The following is a 15178-nucleotide window of genomic DNA, read 5'->3' as shown; positions in this document are numbered from 1 at the left end:
AGCCTTCCTACAAGAAGAAAGGAGCTGCAAGGAGCTTAAAATTTATCCCTGGGAAGCAGCCTCGATGGCGGCCTTCATGTCCTTGGTTGCATCGTCCACGGACTTGTCAGCGGTCAAAGCTGCATAAGCGTTATCCTGCACGGCCTTGGAAATAGCGGTGTAGAACGGGGAAACCGGACGCGGCGCTGCGTTCTCGAGGGATTCCTTGAGAGCTGGCAGGTACGGGAACTGCTCAATGAGGGCTGGGTCATCGTAGACGGAAGCCAGAACCGGCGGGAAGGAAGCCTCAGCGAAGGACTTCTGGTTTTCCTCGTTGATGATGAACTTCATGAAGTCCAGCGCGGTGGCCTTCTTCTCAGAGTTGATGTTGATGCCGTTGTTGTAGCCACCCAGGGTGGAAACACCGACGCCGTCCTTGCCCACCAGCGGCTGGACTTCGAACTTCACGCCCGCATCTTCAGCGTTGGTGTACATATAAGGCCAGTTGATTGCGAAAGCAGACTTGCCCTCGGTGAAGGCCAGATTGGTCTCCTCCTCGGTGGCGGCGGTGGAGTCCTTGGAGATGACGCCGTCCTTGTAGGCGTCGACAAGCGCCTGCAGGCCGGCCTTGGACTCTGCGGAATCCACGGAAGGAGCGCCATCATCAGAAAGAACGGAGCCGCCCCAGCCCTCCATGAAGCCGGCGGTGTTAACGGTCAGTCCCTCGTACTGCTTGAGCTGGGTGGTCAGGCAGGAGGTGTCCTTCTTGAGCGCCTCACATGCGGACTTCAGATCAGCGAACTTCTCCGGAGCTTTGTCTGCCAAGTCGGTGTTACGGAACAGCAGCTGGCCGTTGGTGTTCTGCGGCAGTGCGTAGAGGGTGTCGTTGTAAGTAGCGGACTCAACGGTGGAGTCCAGCAAACCATCGGTATCAACCTCAAGGTCATCGGTCAGCGGAGCGAGCCACTGGTTTGCGGCGAACTCTGCGGTCCAGACGACGTCGAGTGCCATGACGTCGTAGTCAGAGTTGCCTGCCTGCAGGGACTGAACCAAGGTGTCGCGCTGTGCGTCAGCCTCACCGGCCAGTTCCTTCAAGGTGACCTTTTCTTCTGGGTGCTCCTTGTTCCACTTTTCAATGATCGGCTGGATCTTGTCAGTGTCATTCTTACCCATCGCGAAGGTGATAGGGCCGCGGCCGTCGGCACCGTCTACGGAGCCCTGTGCGGCGGAATCGGATGAGCCTTCGTTGGAGGAGCAGCCTGCCAGAGCCAGCGCGAGAGCAGCGGTGGTTACGACGGCGCCCTTCTGGACGGTACGAAGTTGAGAGCGAAGTACGGACTTCTTCATGGGCAATAAACCTTTCGGAAAACTTCTTGTGCCTTAAAAATAAGTTACAGTGTCCACACTTCGTGGAATTTTTGACCTAATTCACTAGGTAGAAATGAGCCTTCCTGCAAAAGGCCTGCAGAAAAGGAAAAGTTGGGGGTGGCGATTACCCCCAACAACTCTTTGCAGTTTGGATTAGCGCTCGATGCGTTCGCCCGTTTCGGGGTCGAAATGGTGTGCATTTTTCGCATCAAAGGAGAGAAGAACTTCCTCGCCGCGCTGTGGAGTGCGGCCCTTGTCAGCGCGGGCCACGAAGCGCTGCTCGCCCACATTGATATAGACGAAGGACTCGGCGCCGAGTTCCTCGACGATGTCGACGGTGCCGGGGATGCCGACCGGGCCGTCGATGATGCGCATGTCTTCTGGGCGAATACCGATGCGGCCACCGTCGTGGTCAAAGATATTCATCGCAGGCGATCCGATGAAGCCAGCGACGAATTCGTTGACCGGGGCGTCGTAAAGCTCACGCGGGGACGCCACCTGCTGCAGGACGCCATCTTTGAGCACAGCAACGCGATCACCCATGGTCATCGCTTCAACTTGGTCGTGCGTGACATAAACCGTGGTGGTGCCGAGGCGTTGCTGCAGGCTGGCTAGCTCCGAACGGGTCTGCACACGCAGTTTGGCGTCAAGGTTGGACAAAGGCTCATCCATCAAAAAGACCTTTGGATTACGCACGATGGCACGGCCCATGGCCACACGCTGGCGCTGACCACCGGAGAGATCCTTCGGTTTGCGGTCCAGGTACTCGCTAAGGCCTAAGATATCGGCAGCTTCTTCTACCTTCTTCTTAATCTCATTCTTTGGCATCTTCGCCAGCTTTAGCGCGAAACCCATGTTCTCAGCCACGGTGAGGTGCGGATAAAGGGCGTAGTTCTGGAAGACCATTGCGATATCGCGATCGCCAGGTTCCAAACCGGTGACGTCTTTATCGTCGATCAAAATGCGGCCACTCGAGGTCGGCTCCAAACCTGCAAGCGAACGAAGCGTCGTGGACTTTCCGCAGCCTGAGGGGCCGACCAACACCAAGAATTCGCCGTCTGCGATTTCCAGGTCAAGGTCTTTGACCGTGGGGGCTGCGGCGTTGGGGTAGGTGATGTTGACCTTTTCAAAAGTGACCTTTGCCATGCGCCTACACTAGCACCCCCGCTAAATCACATATGCTGGTTGGCGCCATGAAAAAGCTTATTCCTCTCTTTGTCCCCCTTTTTGTTCTCCCCTTAGCCAGCTGCTCCGGCGCTGCTTCTGAGGACGTTGCCGCACCAATGACCACCGTCGCCGCATCCCAGACTTCTTCCGAATCCGCTCAAACTTCTGCCGCGCCGAGTAGCGAGCCGACGAAAGAATCGGAAAAGCCTTCCAGCTCTGCGACACCCGCACCGCGCGATACCACTTTCAAAAAGATCTTCGGTGAGCAGGCTGATGCCAACGGCGCGCGCGGCTATTTGGAAGAAAACGGCCACTTCGATCGCGCCCTTATGAAGGACAGTCTTTCTGCCGCGGGGCTTAACATCTCTGATTCTGAGGTCACTGAATATGGCCAGTGGGTTTGTGAATGGGTGGATCCTGAAATTCGCTACACCGCCGTCATGGAAGGCGATGGCCGCTCGCTGACGGGGGATAAGCGTTTTATCTACGACAAGCTCATTGTTGACACCGTGGAATGGCTGCCGGGCAACCGCGGCATGACCATCTCCCCGGAACAGGTGGAAAAGGCGCTGCCGCAGGCAGTCTTGACTAGCTGCTTGGATGAAAGGTCCGCGCAGGAAATCCTGCATAAGCCAAACTGGTTCTAGCCTTTGTTCTGTGTGTAAACATGCATGCGGCATAGTCGAGTACTCTCTTAGGGCATGACAGCTGCACTTGATATTGAACGCATTCGTACCGCGTTGGCGGATGACTTTGCTCTAGTTGAATATGTTGAGCAGACCGGCTCAACCAACACCGATCTTATGAAGGCTGAAAACGTTGCCGATGGCACGGTGTTGCTGACCAACGAGCAGGTTTCCGGTAAGGGCCGGTTAGGTCGGACCTGGGTAAGCCCTGCTGGTTCGCAGCTTATTCTTTCTGTTCTTATCCTTCCGGATTCCCTCGAGCACCTAGGCACCCTGCCACTGGCATCGGGCCTGGCCGTCACCGACACCGTCGAGGGCTCCGTTCTGAAGTGGCCGAACGACGTTCACATCAACGGCAATAAGCTCTGCGGCATCCTTGCCGAGGCTGGCCCCGTCGGTGCCGCCTTCAAGTCCGCGCCCAAGACCGAAGTCAGCAAGGCTGAGGTAAACAAGGCTGAGGTAAACAAGGCGGAAGTAAACAAGGCTGAGGTCGCCCCGAAAACGCAGGCCGCGCCGGCGCCCTCCGCACGGGTGGTTGTGGGCATGGGCCTGAACGTCACGCTTACTCGAGAGCAGCTGCCTATCGAAAAGGCCACCTCGCTCATGCTGGAAGGTCGCGATACTGACCGCACCGAATTGGCGATTGCCCTGCTCAAGAACCTGCGTCGTCGCATCACTCAGTGGGAGAACCAAGACCCACAGCTCATGGCAGACTACCGTGCGGTGTGCTCCTCGATCGGCCAGGAAGTTCGCCTTGAAGCGCCGACTGGCGACGTCGTGGGTGTCGTCGAGGGCATTGGCGACGACGGCCGCATCAACGTTGGCGGCGAATATTACTCGGCAGGTGATGTCACCCACCTGCGTCCTGTGCAGTAGCGACTCGTTGCTGCGCTGAGTGGAGTGGCGGGGCGCTTTAAAGCACAATTTGCCAAATAGGGCCCGCCGCAGAGCGTGGTAGGCATTCCTATTTGGCAAATTGCGTCTATTTAGGGGCACTGTCCGCTCATCGGACCGCCGCCCATTCCCTGGGAGACCTCACCGGCAGTCGCCTCAGCGACAGTGCCGCCGACGGTGACGGTGTAGGAATCGCCGTTGGTGATTTCAGTCTCGGAATAGGCCACGTTGCTGAAGTCCTTCGCCGTCTCCGGCGGGTATCATGCACCCCTATGGGACTGATGAAGATGGGGCGCGGCGAAGTAGTCCGCGTGGATATGACAGCGCCGTTTCGCGCGCTGATCTTTCCTTTCCTTGAGCTCATCCTCATTACCGGCGTGGCATGGATGGGCATCGGCTGGGCGGATGTCCACGGCCTAGATAGAAACCTGCGTAACGGTATCGTTTTAATCTGGGCGCTGCTATCGCTGTGGCGTTTCGGTATCCCGCTCTACCGCGCGCGCCGGCGCCGCTTCATCGTTACTAACCTGCGCGTAATCGCCCGCGAGGGCGGTCACATTGATTCCATCCCGCTGCAGGATATTCGCGGTGCTAGGCGGCGCCGCGGTGGGATCTCGCTGGCCATCCACGGTTATGAGCGGCCAATGTATTTCTCTTCCATCCCCAAGGCCAAGCGCGTGGAAGAAATTCTCAACGAGCAGGAGCTCTTCTAATTCTTAACCTCTGTGGTGTGCAGCTGTTGGTCAAGGTCAGCCGGGGCGAGGTTGGCTTGCTCGAATTCCTGGGTAAGCGGCAGCCGCATTTCAAGATCCGTGCCGGGGCAGAGCTCGATGGTGGCTTCGTCGACGACGTAGTCCAGTACGTGCCCGCCGGAGCAACGCGCGGCGTCGATAAAGTGAACGTGGCAGCCTGGCACCGAGATTCCCTTTTCAAACACTGGGGTGCGGAAACCACCGATGATGCCCTCGACGTTTTCAAAGTGCAGCTCCTTATCGCCGCCCACCGCCTGCGCCATGGGAGGGTAGGGCTTGGACTGTTTGACCACGGTGCGCGTGCGCACTGACTTGAAGCGCCCCGTTATCCGCACCGCGTACATGTAGTTGGCGGAAGGCTCGACTTCATCGACGAAGGCCGAAAGCTCTTCGCGGCGCATTCCGCGCGGTGCTTGCACTTTGATGCGGGGGACGAAATTGGTGGCCACCGCAAAAGGCGTGCCCTGATCGAGATCAGCGATGCGGGCGCTGCCATCGCCGCGCAGCTGGTAACAGATGCCGTCGAGAATCAACATTTCGCCGTCGAGGGCATCGAAGGTACCGATGCCAAAGTTGCCCTTGCCGAGCAGCTCACCGATGGTCATTTCGCCGTCATAAATGCCGTCCAACAGAGCGGTCATGAGGGAGTTCTGGAAGATGGTATGCCTGACGATCATAAGGTTAAGGCTAGTATTGGATGGGTGAGTCATAAAGCAAAGCCCATCGTTACCGTTTATGGCGACGGCCAGCTCGCACGCATGATGCAGCCGGCTGCCGCCGAGCTCGACATCCACCTGCGCATTCTTGCCTCCTCGCAGGAGCAGTCCGCAGCGCAGGTCATTCCAGACGTGGTCTTGGGTGATTACCATGCCTACGAGATGCTGGTTTCTGCAGCTAAAGATGCCGATGCGCTGACCTTCGAGCACGAGCACGTGCCCACCGAGCACGTGCAAGCGCTTATCGACGCCGGCTATAACGTCCAGCCGCAGCCTTCCGCGCTCCTGTATGCCCAGGACAAACTCTTTATGCGCCAAAAGCTGGCGGAGCTGGGCGCACCGGTTCCGCGTTTTGCACAAATCGCCTCTGTTGAGGATGCGCGTAATTTTGCCGAGCTTGTAGAAGGCCGCGTTTGCTTGAAGGCGCGTCGCGGTGGATACGACGGCCACGGCGTGTGGTTCCCCGCTGCAGAGGAGCTGGATTCCCTGGTCGCTGAGCTTCTGGAAGCCGGCACGCCTTTGATGGTAGAGGAGAAGGTTAACCTCACCCGCGAGCTCTCGGTTCTAGTCGCCCGCCGTCCTTCCGGTGAGGTGAAGGCTTGGCCGATTACCCAATCCGTGCAGCGTGATGGAATCTGCGCCGAGGCCTTCGCACCCGCGCCGGGCCTGAGCCCAGAGCTGGCGCAGCGCGCCGCCGAGGTCGGCGAGCTAGTGGCCACCCAGCTAGGAGTGACAGGCGTGCTGGCAGTTGAACTCTTTGCTTACTCCGTCGCTGAAGTGGACAACTGGGGTAGCGCGGCCTCGGCTGCCGCAGCCTCCGCTGCTGGTTTCCCAAGCGATGGGGCAGTAGAAGATATTGCTGTAAATGAGCTCGCGATGCGTCCGCACAACACGGGGCACTGGACCCAGGACGGTTCCGTTACCTCTCAGTTCGAGCAGCACCTACGCGCAGTCTTGGATCTGCCGCTCGGTGAGACCACAGCGCTTGCTCCCGTAACCGTCATGGCTAACGTCCTTGGTGGCCCGGAAGATCCAGAAATGCCAATGCCGCAACGCGTACGTGCCGTGATGGAGCGTTACCCGCAGGCCAAGATTCACCTTTATGGCAAGGATCACCGCGCCGGCCGTAAGATTGGCCACGTCAACGTCGTGGGTGAGGACGTCGAGCAAACCCGCCACATCGCGGCAGACGCTGCGCACTTCCTCGTGCACGCGGCCTGGCTCTAAAAGCTCTGCCTGCATAATTGTTCCGCAGATTCCCGCAACCTTCTTGCTGCCCCCAGTAACAACCACCTAGGAGAAGATATGGAACCGCTCGTTGGCCTCATCATGGGCTCTGATTCAGATTGGCCTACCGTAAAACCTGCTGCCGAAGTCTTGGCGGAGTTCGGCGTGCCTTTCGAGGTGGGCGTCGTCAGTGCACACCGCACTCCAGAAAAGATGCTCTCTTATGCCAAGGACGCGCATAAGCGTGGCCTGAAGGCCATCATCGCCTGCGCCGGCGGTGCTGCGCACCTGCCGGGCATGGTTGCTGCGGCGACTCCGCTTCCGGTCATCGGCATTCCGCGCGCGCTGAAGGACTTGGATGGCCTGGACTCTTTGCTGTCCATCGTGCAGATGCCCGGTGGCGTGCCGGTGGCGACCGTGTCTATCGGCGGCGCTAAGAACGCGGGCCTTCTTGCCGTTCGTATCCTCGGCGCAGGGGAACCCGAACTAACCGAGAAGATGGCGCAGTACCAAGAAAATATGGCCGCCGAGGTGGAGAAGAAGGACGCAAACCTGCGCGCCCAGCTGCTGGGGGAATAGGCGATTTCCTGGAGCTACCGCCCTTAGGAGAACTGCCGGGCGGTGGAAACGCGGGGGATATAAGAGGTAGGAATCTTTACCCCGGTCGGTGTTGTGTTATGCGTAATCGCCTTGGTCAGGTGCTGGACTGCTAGCCGGCCCAGCGCCGCCATGTCCTGGTCCACCACCGAGATCGGCACCGGTTGCAGGCGGAAGAGATTTAAGTCGTCGTAGCCCACCAACGCGATGTCTTCACTGATGGCCTTGCCGGCGTTATAGCAGGCGGCCAGCGCACCAGCCGTCATCATGGAATCACCCGCCACGATGGCGGTAACGCCCTTTTCAAAGAGCTCTAGTGCTCCCACGTAGCCGTCCTTGCGGCGGAAGCCGCCTTGTGCATAATGCGTGGAAAACTCGCTGCTTGCACCGCGGAAGACTTTCAGCCGCTGCCTGCCCGTAGAAGTTTGCTGCGGGCCTGGAATATAGCCGACCACGCGGTGACCCTTTTGACGCAGCTGCGTTAATGCCGCGAACATGCCCGGGCGCGGGTCTGAGGCAACGGCAGGGAAGGGCGGCAGCTCGCGGTCGATGAGCAGCAGCGGCCGGGATTTCGCGGCGTCTTTTAGCGCTGCTTCGGCGCCTTCAACCGGGACGGTGATGATGCCGTCTACCTGCCGCCATGTCAGTGCGTCGAGTGCTTTGGCTAAGTGCTTAGGTGACTCAGAGCAGGTGGTCATGATGGCGGCGATGCCAACGCGCTCGGCCTCGGCCTCAATCGCGGCAGCAATGAGTGCGAAATAAGGATCCGCCAGGTTCGGAATCACCACGCCGATAGCATCGGAGCGTGAACCGCGCAGCGCGCGTGCCTGCGCATTTGGGCGATAGCCCAGTTGCTCGGCCGCAGCCTTGACCTTTTGCGTGGTCGCCGGAGAAATCGCAGGGTGATTGGCCAGCGCGCGGGAGACGGTGGAGATGGAAACCCCCGTGGCCGCGGCGAGGTCCTTCAAAGTCGGTGTGGCCACGGAAGTCCTTTCTCAATTAGGCTTTTGCACTATGTTCGGCCCTAGCTTAGTCCCCATTTTGGTCCTTGGAGCCCGCGTGCAAGGCGGAGTGCCTGGCCCCATGCTTGAGCGCAGGCTCGAGCACGCATTTCGTATTTGGAGGGGACAAGACATCATCGTCTCCGGTTATGGCGAGGCCGAAGTCATGGCCGAGTATTTGGTGGGCAGGGGAGTCCCGCGCGAGAAGATAATCGTCGAGCCACGTGCCACGAGCACTAATGAGAACCTCGAAAATGCCTATGCGATGAGCAAGCCGCCTTACTTCGATGTAGTCACCAGTGATTTCCATGCACTGCGTACCAAGCTGTGGTCGTGGCACCTCGGAATCCCGATTCGCGTGCATCCTGCTTTCACGCCATGGGCGCTAAAACCAGAAAACTATTTGCGTGAGGTCCTTGCCACTCCGCACTCCGCGGCACGGATTATGTGGCGCCGTTTATTACCAGTCATCAGCGCTTTTGGACGTTAGCAAATTCATTATGCAAGTTTATGCAAACGTTTGACTAGCGTTTGAGCAGCGTCTTAACCTAAGCCACGTAGTGAGTTACACACGGAAAAGGAAGGCCTTAGGTTATGACCAGTCAGGCACCTACTTACCGGATAGCGCATGGCGCATACGAGGCGGAAATTGCCAGCTTCGGCGGCGGTATTAAATCGCTGACCTTCGTCGGCGAGCCGCTGGTGGAGACTTATCAGGATCTCCCGCCCATGTGCGCCGGCGTAGTTCTTGCCCCGTGGCCTAACCGCACTGCAGATGGTCGTTTTAACTGGCGGGGGAGCGTTTACTGTCTGCCCGTCAACGAGCCTGAGCGCAACAACGCCATCCATGGCTTTGTATGCGACAAGGCTTGGGAATTAAAGCGCTACTGCGTGAACCAAGTTCAGCTCACCACCCAGATCGAGGCCCCTTGGCCGTGGCCCATTCAGCTCACCGCCACTTACAGCCTCGATCAAACTGGGCTTCACGCCCGCTTTGAGGCCCGCGCGGAGCAGGATTGCCCCTTCGCGTTTGGCCTTCATACCTATCTTTCTGCCCGCGGCGCGGCTGCCGACGCCTCAATTCTTAGTCTCGGCGTCACCGAACACCACCTTCTTGATACCCGGAACTTGCCCACGGGCGTGGTGGAAAGCGTCGTCGTCAAGCAGCAGCGTATCGCTGACGTGGCTTGGGATGATTGCTTCCGCGGACAGGGGCCCCTCACGGCGGATTACGTTTCCGCAGGCAAAGGCGTTCGCCTTGCAATGGGGCCGGGCCTTGACTGGGTACAGATGTATACCCCGGACAACTACCCCGGCCGCGGCCGTGCACTCGCAGTGGAACCCATGAGCGCTCCACCGAACGCACTGCGCAGTGGCATCGACCTTGCCGAAATTAACGCACATCAACCGATTGCCTACGAGCTCCGCTTGAGCGCAATCTAGTAAAGAAAGCTCTCCACATGGAACCTTCAGTATTGAGACTCGACGCAACCTGGGTGGACTACCTGCTCGTTGCCTTGTACTTCCTCTTCGTCCTGGGAATCGGCTGGGCTGCCAAAGCCCGCGTTTCCTCCTCCATCGACTTCTTCCTCTCCGGCCGCGGACTGCCCGCATGGGTGACCGGCCTGGCATTCGTTTCGGCGAACTTGGGCGCGGTTGAGATCATCGGTATGTCCGCCAACGGCGTGGAGTATGGCTTCCAGACCATGCACTATTTCTGGATCGGCGCTATCCCGGCCATGGTGTTCCTGGGCATCGTGATGATGCCGTTCTACTACGGCTCCAAGGTGCGTTCCGTGCCAGAGTTCATGCGCAAGCGCTTCGGTAGCGCGGCGCACCTGGTCAATGCCATTTCTTTCGCCGTAGCCCAGCTGCTTATCGCAGGCGTGAACCTGTACCTGCTGGCCACCATCGTCGAGGCTCTGCTGGGCTGGCCTATGTGGGTCGCGCTCGTTGTTGCCGGCATCATCGTCCTGTCCTACATCACCCTGGGCGGCTTGTCCGCTGCCATCTACAACGAGGTGCTGCAGTTCTTCGTCATCATCGCTGCGCTGGCACCGCTGACGATTATCGGCCTGAACCGCGTCGGCGGCTGGCAGGGGCTGAAGGATTCCGTGGCGAACGATTCCCACTTCCACACCTGGCCGGGCACTGACATATCTGGCTTCGAGAATCCGGTCTGGTCCGTCATCGGCATCGTCCTGGGCCTAGGCTTCGTCCTTTCCTTCGGTTACTGGACCACCAACTTTGTCGAGGTCCAGCGCGCCATGGCATCGGAGTCGATCTCTGCAGCGCGCAAGACGCCAATCATTGGTGCTTTCCCGAAGATGTTCGTGCCCTTCCTCGTGGTTATCCCGGGCATGATTGCCTCCGTCTCCGTCGCTGACTTGATGGAAGAGACCGCCAAGCCAAACGACGCCATCCTGCTGCTGATGCGCGACCTGCTCCCGAACGGCCTTTTGGGCGTCGCAATTGCGGGCCTGCTCGCTTCCTTCATGGCCGGAATGGCCGCCAACATCTCGGCCTTTAACACCGTTATCTCTTATGACATTTGGCAGACCTACGTGGTTAAGGAGCGCGAGGATGGCTACTACCTGAAGTTCGGCCGCATCGCGACCGTCGTCGCCACCGGCGTGGCCGTCTTTACCGCACTTTTGGCCCAGAACTTCGGCAACGTCATGGACTACCTGCAGACGCTGTTCGGCTTCTTCAACGCTCCGCTGTTCGCCACCTTCATCCTGGGCATGTTCTGGAAGCGCATGACCCCGCACGCAGGTTGGTCCGGCCTCGTTGCAGGTACCGCATCTGCAATTACCTTCTGGTACATCGCAACCTTTACTGACGCAACGGCTTCCATCTTCAACCTGCCAGGCCAGGGCACCGCATTCGTGGCCGCCGGCGTGGCATTTACGGTAGATATCATCGTCTCCGTCATCGTCACCATGTTTACTCAGCCGAAGCCGGACGAGGAGCTCGTGGGCTTTGTTTCTTCCGTTACGCCGAAGGACCACTTCGAGGATTACACCGAGAAGAACCTTCCGTGGTACAAGCAGACCGTTCCGCTCGGCGTCATCTGTTTGGTCATTGCAATCGGCCTGAACGTCATCTTTGCCTAAAGGAGCAACCATCATGACTCAAAAGACTTCTCCTCAGCATGCAGGCGCTTTCGATCTCCGCAACGTTATCGGTGCCCTGCTTGGCCTCTACGGCATCGTGCTTATCATCTGCTCCTTTGCCCTCGACCCAGGCGTAAACCCGGAAACCGGTATGGCGAAGGATTCTTCCGACAACCTCTGGGCGGGCATCGCCATGGCAGCCGTAGCAGCAGGTTTCATGCTGTGGGCTAAGCTGCGCCCCATCATCGTTGACCCTTCCAAGATCGACGAGTCGAAGCTGACGGAGGCCAAGTAATGGTAGAGATCACCAAGGCGACGCTTGCCGACGGCCGCGAAATCATCTACTTCGACGACACCCCACACACCGATCGCGTCCTAGAAGACAGCCGCGATCTGCCGCAGGTCACTCCGGCCTCAGAGATGCGCCGCGATCCGCTCACTGGTGACTGGGTGGCTTTTGCCGCTCACCGCATGGACCGCACGTTCATGCCGCCAGCCAACGAGAACCCGCTCGCCCCAACGCTGCCGGGCCAGCTGCCTACGGAGATTCCCTCGCCTTCTTATGACGTCGTTGTCTTCGAAAACCGCTTCCCGTCCTTTGCCATGGGCATGGAGGATTACGAGGAAGACGTAGACGAGATGGGCCTGGTCCCGCGCAAGCCTGCCAAGGCGCGCTGCGAGGTGGTCTGCTTTACTTCTGACCCGGAGCTGAGCTTCAAGGATCTCCCGGTCAGCCGCATCCGCACCGTGATCGAGGCGTGGGCACACCGCACCTCTGCGCTGTCTGCGCTGCCTGAGGTGGCCCAGGTTTTCCCTTTTGAAAACCGCGGCGCCGAAATCGGCGTGACGCTGCAGCACCCGCACGGCCAGATCTATTCCTACCCGTTCCTTTCGCCGCGCATGAAGGCTATCGTGGCCAGCTCCCAGGCTTACGAGGGCGACCTCTTCCAGGATATCTTGGACAAGGAACGCGAGGCGGGAACGCGCATCATTGCCGAGACCGAGCACTTCACCGCGTTCGTCCCAGCTGCCGCGAAGTGGCCGCTGGAGGCCATGGTCATGCCAAACGAGTACGCGGCTGATTTCACCGAGCTTTCCAGCGCGCAGCGCGACGACCTCGCCGCCCTGCTCAAGAAGCTGTATACCGCTGTGGACCGTTTCTTCGACGGCGTGGAAAAGACCCCGTACATCGCTGGTTGGAACCTCGCGCCGGCCGACCCTACGCTGCGCGGGGACGTGCGCATGCACCTGCAGCTGTTTTCGCTGATGCGCTCGCCGAACCGCATGAAGTACCTCGCCGGCTCGGAGTCCGCGCAGGCAGTGTGGATCAATGACACGACCCCGGAGCGCATCGCCGCCCGTTTCAAGGAGGTCTGGGATGCTTAACTGGATTTCCACTCGCTCCGACGCCGCGCTTGCCGACGCCGCGACCGCACTCTTCCGCTCCAACTTCGACGCTGCACCGGCTGGTGTGTGGGCCGCGCCGGGCCGCGTGAACCTCATCGGCGAGCACGTCGATTATGCCGGCGGCGCCTCGATTCCTTTCGCGCTGGAGCAGAACACGGCCGTGGCCGTGGCTCCGCGTTCGGATGGGCTCGTGCGCATCGCCTCGGAGTTTGGCGGCCAAGTCCGCCGCGTGGACGTTTTTCTGGATGAGGTTGGCCCGGGTTGGGCCAACGGTACCCCGGATGCCTGGGCTGGTTACGTCGTGGGCTCGCTGTGGGCTGGCTTGGAAGATGGCAGCATTTCCTCCTGCACCGGCTTGGACATCGCGATTGTCTCTGACGTTCCGGTTGGCTCCGGTCTCTCCAGCTCCGCGGCGTTGGAGTGTTCGGTGGCGGTGGCGGCCTACGAGCTTTCGACAGGCCACGCGCCTGACGACGCCGCCCGCACCCGCCTGGTTCTCGCCTGCATGCGCGCGGAGAACGAAGTCGTGGGCGCCTCGACGGGTGGCTTGGACCAGAACGCGAGCCTCTTCGGGGAGAAGGGCAAAGCGCTCGTCTTGGACTTCTCCACGGGTGAGGTGCGCCGCGTGCCGTTCAACATTGCTGAGCGCGACATGGTGCTGCTGATTGCGGACACCAACGCCCCTCACTCTTTGAACGACGGCCAGTACGCTTCCCGCCGCGGCGTCATCGATGCGGTTCAGTCTGCATTGGCGGGCTCTGAGGCCCGCGGCGGAACTATCCGCGATATTCCCGATGCCGTTGCGGATGCCACCCGGTGGGCAAGGGAAGTTGGAGAGGATGAAGGCGTCGTTAAGCGCCGCGTCGCCCACGTCGTGGAGGAGACCGCCCGCACCTTGGAAGCTGCCTCCGACTTGGAGGCCGGCAACCTTGACCGTTTCCGGGAGCTCATGCGCGATAGCCACATCTCGCTGCGCGACCAGTACGAGGTCACCACGCCGGAGCTGGACTGCGCGTTCGCGGCGGCCGGTGAGGTGGGCGCGCGTATGACTGGGGGCGGCTTCGGCGGCGCGGTGATTGCGCTGGTCAAGCGTGCCGATGTGGAGTCTACGGCGGAGGCAATCGCTGCTGCCGCAGCTGAGCGCGGCTTCCCGGCGCCGACCTTCCTTGTGGCCAGCCCTGGCGACGGCGCGCGCCGAATCGCCGGCTAAGCCCCCTACTGGCGGCTGGAAAAACTTTCTGGTCGCCTGTAATAAACGCGACGGTAGTGCAACTAACTAGGTGAACACCAACTTCCTAGTTAAGGAGTCATCATGAAAAAGACCCTAGTTGCTGCTACCGCTGCTTGCGCTATTTTGGCTGGTGGTGGCGCTGCAGTTGCTACCGGCTTCAATCCGTTCAGCGAGGATGCGAAGACCACCGCTGGCACCCAGCTGACCAGTACTGTTGACGGTCAGCTCAAGCCGGGCCAGGAGCTGCTTATTGCGGCAAACTGTCCGGGCACTCGCGCGAACCTGACCACGTCATGGGGTGCGACGACGGTGATGTCGCCGGCAGCTGACCTCGGCCAACTGGTGGGCTACGTTACCGCGCCGGACAACATCGGCCCCGGTCCTGCCGACGGCTATCACACCTACACCGTGACCTGCGATTCCGGTGAGACCGATACCTTCACCTTCGCGTCTGGCGGAAACGGCGGCCACTAGCGCCCCGCGCGGCCTGGCCTCCGCCTGGCCTCGCCTCTGGCCTCCGCGGCCCCGCGCGGCCTGGCCTCCGCTCTGGCCCTCTCCGCATGAGGATTCCGCACGTCCCAGACTGGTCTCATTGGTTGGCTCCCATTGGTTGGGTTTCTTTAGGGGGTAATGAAACCCAACGGGCCGTATTCGTCGCCAACGCTACTCGTAAAGGGACCATTAGAGGGAAACCCGTAGAGGGGGACCAACACGAAAGCGTCGAAAACATCCCCGCAAATGCAGTCTTTCCAACCAGCGCTAGTAGACGAGCCAAGCGAAGCCGTACCAGCTCAAACCGAAGCTAACGAGCCAGAGCCAGCAGAGGCAGATGGCAAGTTTTACCTATTTTCTTGGTGGAAAGCTGGCCTGTCAGCGTTTCTCCTTTTAATCGGATTTACTGATTTAGCGCGGCCCCAGGAACCAGTTTCTTCTTTATTATCCCGTCGGCGTGGTACCTGTTAATGTCCGTCATCTATCGCGATAAACTGCACAAACGCCGTTGGCTGTGGGGGGGTGTTCCTATATAGGTTGTCAAC

General features: G+C 59.8%; 17 protein-coding genes. 12 read left to right on the top strand and 5 right to left on the bottom strand.

Features of this window, described 5'->3' with window-relative positions:
* Positions 1 to 42: 42 nt before the first annotated feature.
* Complete coding sequence (locus HMPREF2888_RS05150; RefSeq protein ID WP_070518459.1) at positions 43 to 1326, bottom strand: ABC transporter substrate-binding protein; 1284 nt, start codon at positions 1324 to 1326, stop codon at positions 43 to 45.
* Between the two features lie 174 nt (positions 1327 to 1500).
* On the bottom strand, positions 1501 to 2493 hold the full coding sequence (locus tag HMPREF2888_RS05145) for an ABC transporter ATP-binding protein (RefSeq protein WP_062042007.1): 993 nt from the start codon (positions 2491 to 2493) through the stop codon (positions 1501 to 1503).
* Positions 2494 to 2540: 47 nt separating this feature from the next.
* On the opposite strand from HMPREF2888_RS05145, the gene HMPREF2888_RS05140 reads away from it, so the two are divergent.
* Together HMPREF2888_RS05140 and HMPREF2888_RS05135 are read left to right on the top strand one after the other, a co-directional pair.
* Entirely contained in the window at positions 2541 to 3161 is a 621-nt protein-coding gene (locus HMPREF2888_RS05140; RefSeq protein ID WP_070518533.1) for a hypothetical protein, read from the top strand.
* Positions 3162 to 3215: 54 nt separating this feature from the next.
* Positions 3216 to 4076: a biotin--[acetyl-CoA-carboxylase] ligase gene (locus tag HMPREF2888_RS05135; RefSeq protein ID WP_062035749.1), complete on the top strand. Its 861-nt coding sequence runs from the start codon at positions 3216 to 3218 to the stop codon at positions 4074 to 4076.
* A gap of 110 nt (positions 4077 to 4186) precedes the next feature.
* Here HMPREF2888_RS05135 and HMPREF2888_RS13190 read toward each other — a convergent pair whose 3' ends face one another.
* On the bottom strand, positions 4187 to 4321 hold the full coding sequence (locus HMPREF2888_RS13190) for a hypothetical protein (protein ID WP_256374949.1): 135 nt from the start codon (positions 4319 to 4321) through the stop codon (positions 4187 to 4189).
* Positions 4322 to 4366: 45 nt separating this feature from the next.
* Here HMPREF2888_RS13190 and HMPREF2888_RS05130 point away from each other — a divergent pair, with 45 nt between their 5' ends.
* Positions 4367 to 4807 (top strand): hypothetical protein, encoded by a 441-nt coding sequence (locus tag HMPREF2888_RS05130; protein WP_070518457.1) that lies wholly within the window; start codon positions 4367 to 4369, stop codon positions 4805 to 4807.
* Here the strand turns inward: HMPREF2888_RS05130 and budA are convergent.
* Positions 4804 to 5523, bottom strand: a complete 720-nt coding sequence (gene budA / locus HMPREF2888_RS05125; protein WP_070518456.1) for an acetolactate decarboxylase — start codon at positions 5521 to 5523, stop codon at positions 4804 to 4806. The genes HMPREF2888_RS05130 and budA overlap by 4 nt on opposite strands.
* On the opposite strand from budA, the gene HMPREF2888_RS05120 reads away from it, so the two are divergent.
* Together HMPREF2888_RS05120 and purE are read left to right on the top strand one after the other, a co-directional pair.
* Positions 5509 to 6789 (top strand): 5-(carboxyamino)imidazole ribonucleotide synthase, encoded by a 1281-nt coding sequence (locus HMPREF2888_RS05120; protein ID WP_070518455.1) that lies wholly within the window; start codon positions 5509 to 5511, stop codon positions 6787 to 6789. The genes budA and HMPREF2888_RS05120 overlap by 15 nt on opposite strands.
* A 78-nt stretch (positions 6790 to 6867) precedes the next feature.
* Positions 6868 to 7368: a 5-(carboxyamino)imidazole ribonucleotide mutase gene (gene purE / locus HMPREF2888_RS05115; RefSeq protein ID WP_061920781.1), complete on the top strand. Its 501-nt coding sequence runs from the start codon at positions 6868 to 6870 to the stop codon at positions 7366 to 7368.
* Positions 7369 to 7391: 23 nt separating this feature from the next.
* On the opposite strand, the gene HMPREF2888_RS05110 is transcribed toward purE, so the two are convergent.
* A complete protein-coding gene (locus HMPREF2888_RS05110) occupies positions 7392 to 8369 on the bottom strand; it encodes a LacI family DNA-binding transcriptional regulator (protein ID WP_070455546.1) in 978 nt (325 codons plus the stop codon).
* A gap of 31 nt (positions 8370 to 8400) precedes the next feature.
* Between HMPREF2888_RS05110 and HMPREF2888_RS05105 the strand changes: the two genes are divergently transcribed.
* The 7 genes from HMPREF2888_RS05105 to HMPREF2888_RS05075 all read left to right on the top strand — a co-directional run bounded on the left by HMPREF2888_RS05105 (position 8401) and on the right by HMPREF2888_RS05075 (position 14615).
* The gene (locus tag HMPREF2888_RS05105) at positions 8401 to 8877 is read left to right on the top strand and encodes a YdcF family protein (protein WP_070455545.1); all 477 of its coding nucleotides are present in this window, start codon (positions 8401 to 8403) and stop codon (positions 8875 to 8877) included.
* Positions 8878 to 8981: 104 nt separating this feature from the next.
* A complete protein-coding gene (locus HMPREF2888_RS05100; protein WP_070455544.1) occupies positions 8982 to 9830 on the top strand; it encodes an aldose epimerase family protein in 849 nt (282 codons plus the stop codon).
* A 17-nt stretch (positions 9831 to 9847) separates the two neighbouring features.
* The gene (locus HMPREF2888_RS05095) at positions 9848 to 11503 is read left to right on the top strand and encodes a sodium:solute symporter family protein (RefSeq protein ID WP_070518453.1); all 1656 of its coding nucleotides are present in this window, start codon (positions 9848 to 9850) and stop codon (positions 11501 to 11503) included.
* Between the two features lie 13 nt (positions 11504 to 11516).
* Positions 11517 to 11798 (top strand): LPXTG cell wall anchor domain-containing protein, encoded by a 282-nt coding sequence (locus HMPREF2888_RS05090; protein WP_061920792.1) that lies wholly within the window; start codon positions 11517 to 11519, stop codon positions 11796 to 11798.
* Positions 11798 to 12889: a galactose-1-phosphate uridylyltransferase gene (gene galT / locus HMPREF2888_RS05085; protein ID WP_070518452.1), complete on the top strand. Its 1092-nt coding sequence runs from the start codon at positions 11798 to 11800 to the stop codon at positions 12887 to 12889. Before HMPREF2888_RS05090 ends, galT begins: the two co-directional genes overlap by 1 nt.
* A complete protein-coding gene (galK, locus tag HMPREF2888_RS05080; RefSeq protein ID WP_070518450.1) occupies positions 12882 to 14120 on the top strand; it encodes a galactokinase in 1239 nt (412 codons plus the stop codon). Before galT ends, galK begins: the two co-directional genes overlap by 8 nt.
* Before the next feature lie 102 nt (positions 14121 to 14222).
* Entirely contained in the window at positions 14223 to 14615 is a 393-nt protein-coding gene (locus HMPREF2888_RS05075; RefSeq protein ID WP_053085486.1) for a hypothetical protein, read from the top strand.
* The last annotated feature ends 563 nt before the right edge of the window (positions 14616 to 15178 follow it).

It is taken from the genome of Corynebacterium sp. HMSC077D03 (assembly GCF_001808545.1).
Classification (GTDB): domain Bacteria; phylum Actinomycetota; class Actinomycetes; order Mycobacteriales; family Mycobacteriaceae; genus Corynebacterium; species Corynebacterium simulans.
This window is presented reverse-complemented; position numbering and strand designations above follow the sequence as displayed.

Excerpts from the sequence above, each read along its gene's own strand:
- HMPREF2888_RS05150 (WP_070518459.1), bottom strand. The coding sequence starts at position 1,326 with ATGAAGAAGTCCGTACTTCGCTCTCAACTTCGTACCGTCCAGAAGGGC.
- HMPREF2888_RS05145 (WP_062042007.1), bottom strand. The coding sequence starts at position 2,493 with ATGGCAAAGGTCACTTTTGAAAAGGTCAACATCACCTACCCCAACGCC.
- HMPREF2888_RS05140 (WP_070518533.1), top strand. The coding sequence starts at position 2,541 with ATGAAAAAGCTTATTCCTCTCTTTGTCCCCCTTTTTGTTCTCCCCTTA.
- HMPREF2888_RS05135 (WP_062035749.1), top strand. The coding sequence starts at position 3,216 with ATGACAGCTGCACTTGATATTGAACGCATTCGTACCGCGTTGGCGGAT.
- HMPREF2888_RS05130 (WP_070518457.1), top strand. The coding sequence starts at position 4,367 with ATGGGACTGATGAAGATGGGGCGCGGCGAAGTAGTCCGCGTGGATATG.
- HMPREF2888_RS05120 (WP_070518455.1), top strand. The coding sequence starts at position 5,509 with ATGCCTGACGATCATAAGGTTAAGGCTAGTATTGGATGGGTGAGTCAT.
- budA (WP_070518456.1), bottom strand. The coding sequence starts at position 5,523 with ATGATCGTCAGGCATACCATCTTCCAGAACTCCCTCATGACCGCTCTG.
- purE (WP_061920781.1), top strand. The coding sequence starts at position 6,868 with ATGGAACCGCTCGTTGGCCTCATCATGGGCTCTGATTCAGATTGGCCT.
- HMPREF2888_RS05105 (WP_070455545.1), top strand. The coding sequence starts at position 8,401 with ATGTTCGGCCCTAGCTTAGTCCCCATTTTGGTCCTTGGAGCCCGCGTG.
- HMPREF2888_RS05100 (WP_070455544.1), top strand. The coding sequence starts at position 8,982 with ATGACCAGTCAGGCACCTACTTACCGGATAGCGCATGGCGCATACGAG.
- HMPREF2888_RS05095 (WP_070518453.1), top strand. The coding sequence starts at position 9,848 with ATGGAACCTTCAGTATTGAGACTCGACGCAACCTGGGTGGACTACCTG.
- HMPREF2888_RS05090 (WP_061920792.1), top strand. The coding sequence starts at position 11,517 with ATGACTCAAAAGACTTCTCCTCAGCATGCAGGCGCTTTCGATCTCCGC.
- galT (WP_070518452.1), top strand. The coding sequence starts at position 11,798 with ATGGTAGAGATCACCAAGGCGACGCTTGCCGACGGCCGCGAAATCATC.
- galK (WP_070518450.1), top strand. The coding sequence starts at position 12,882 with ATGCTTAACTGGATTTCCACTCGCTCCGACGCCGCGCTTGCCGACGCC.
- HMPREF2888_RS05075 (WP_053085486.1), top strand. The coding sequence starts at position 14,223 with ATGAAAAAGACCCTAGTTGCTGCTACCGCTGCTTGCGCTATTTTGGCT.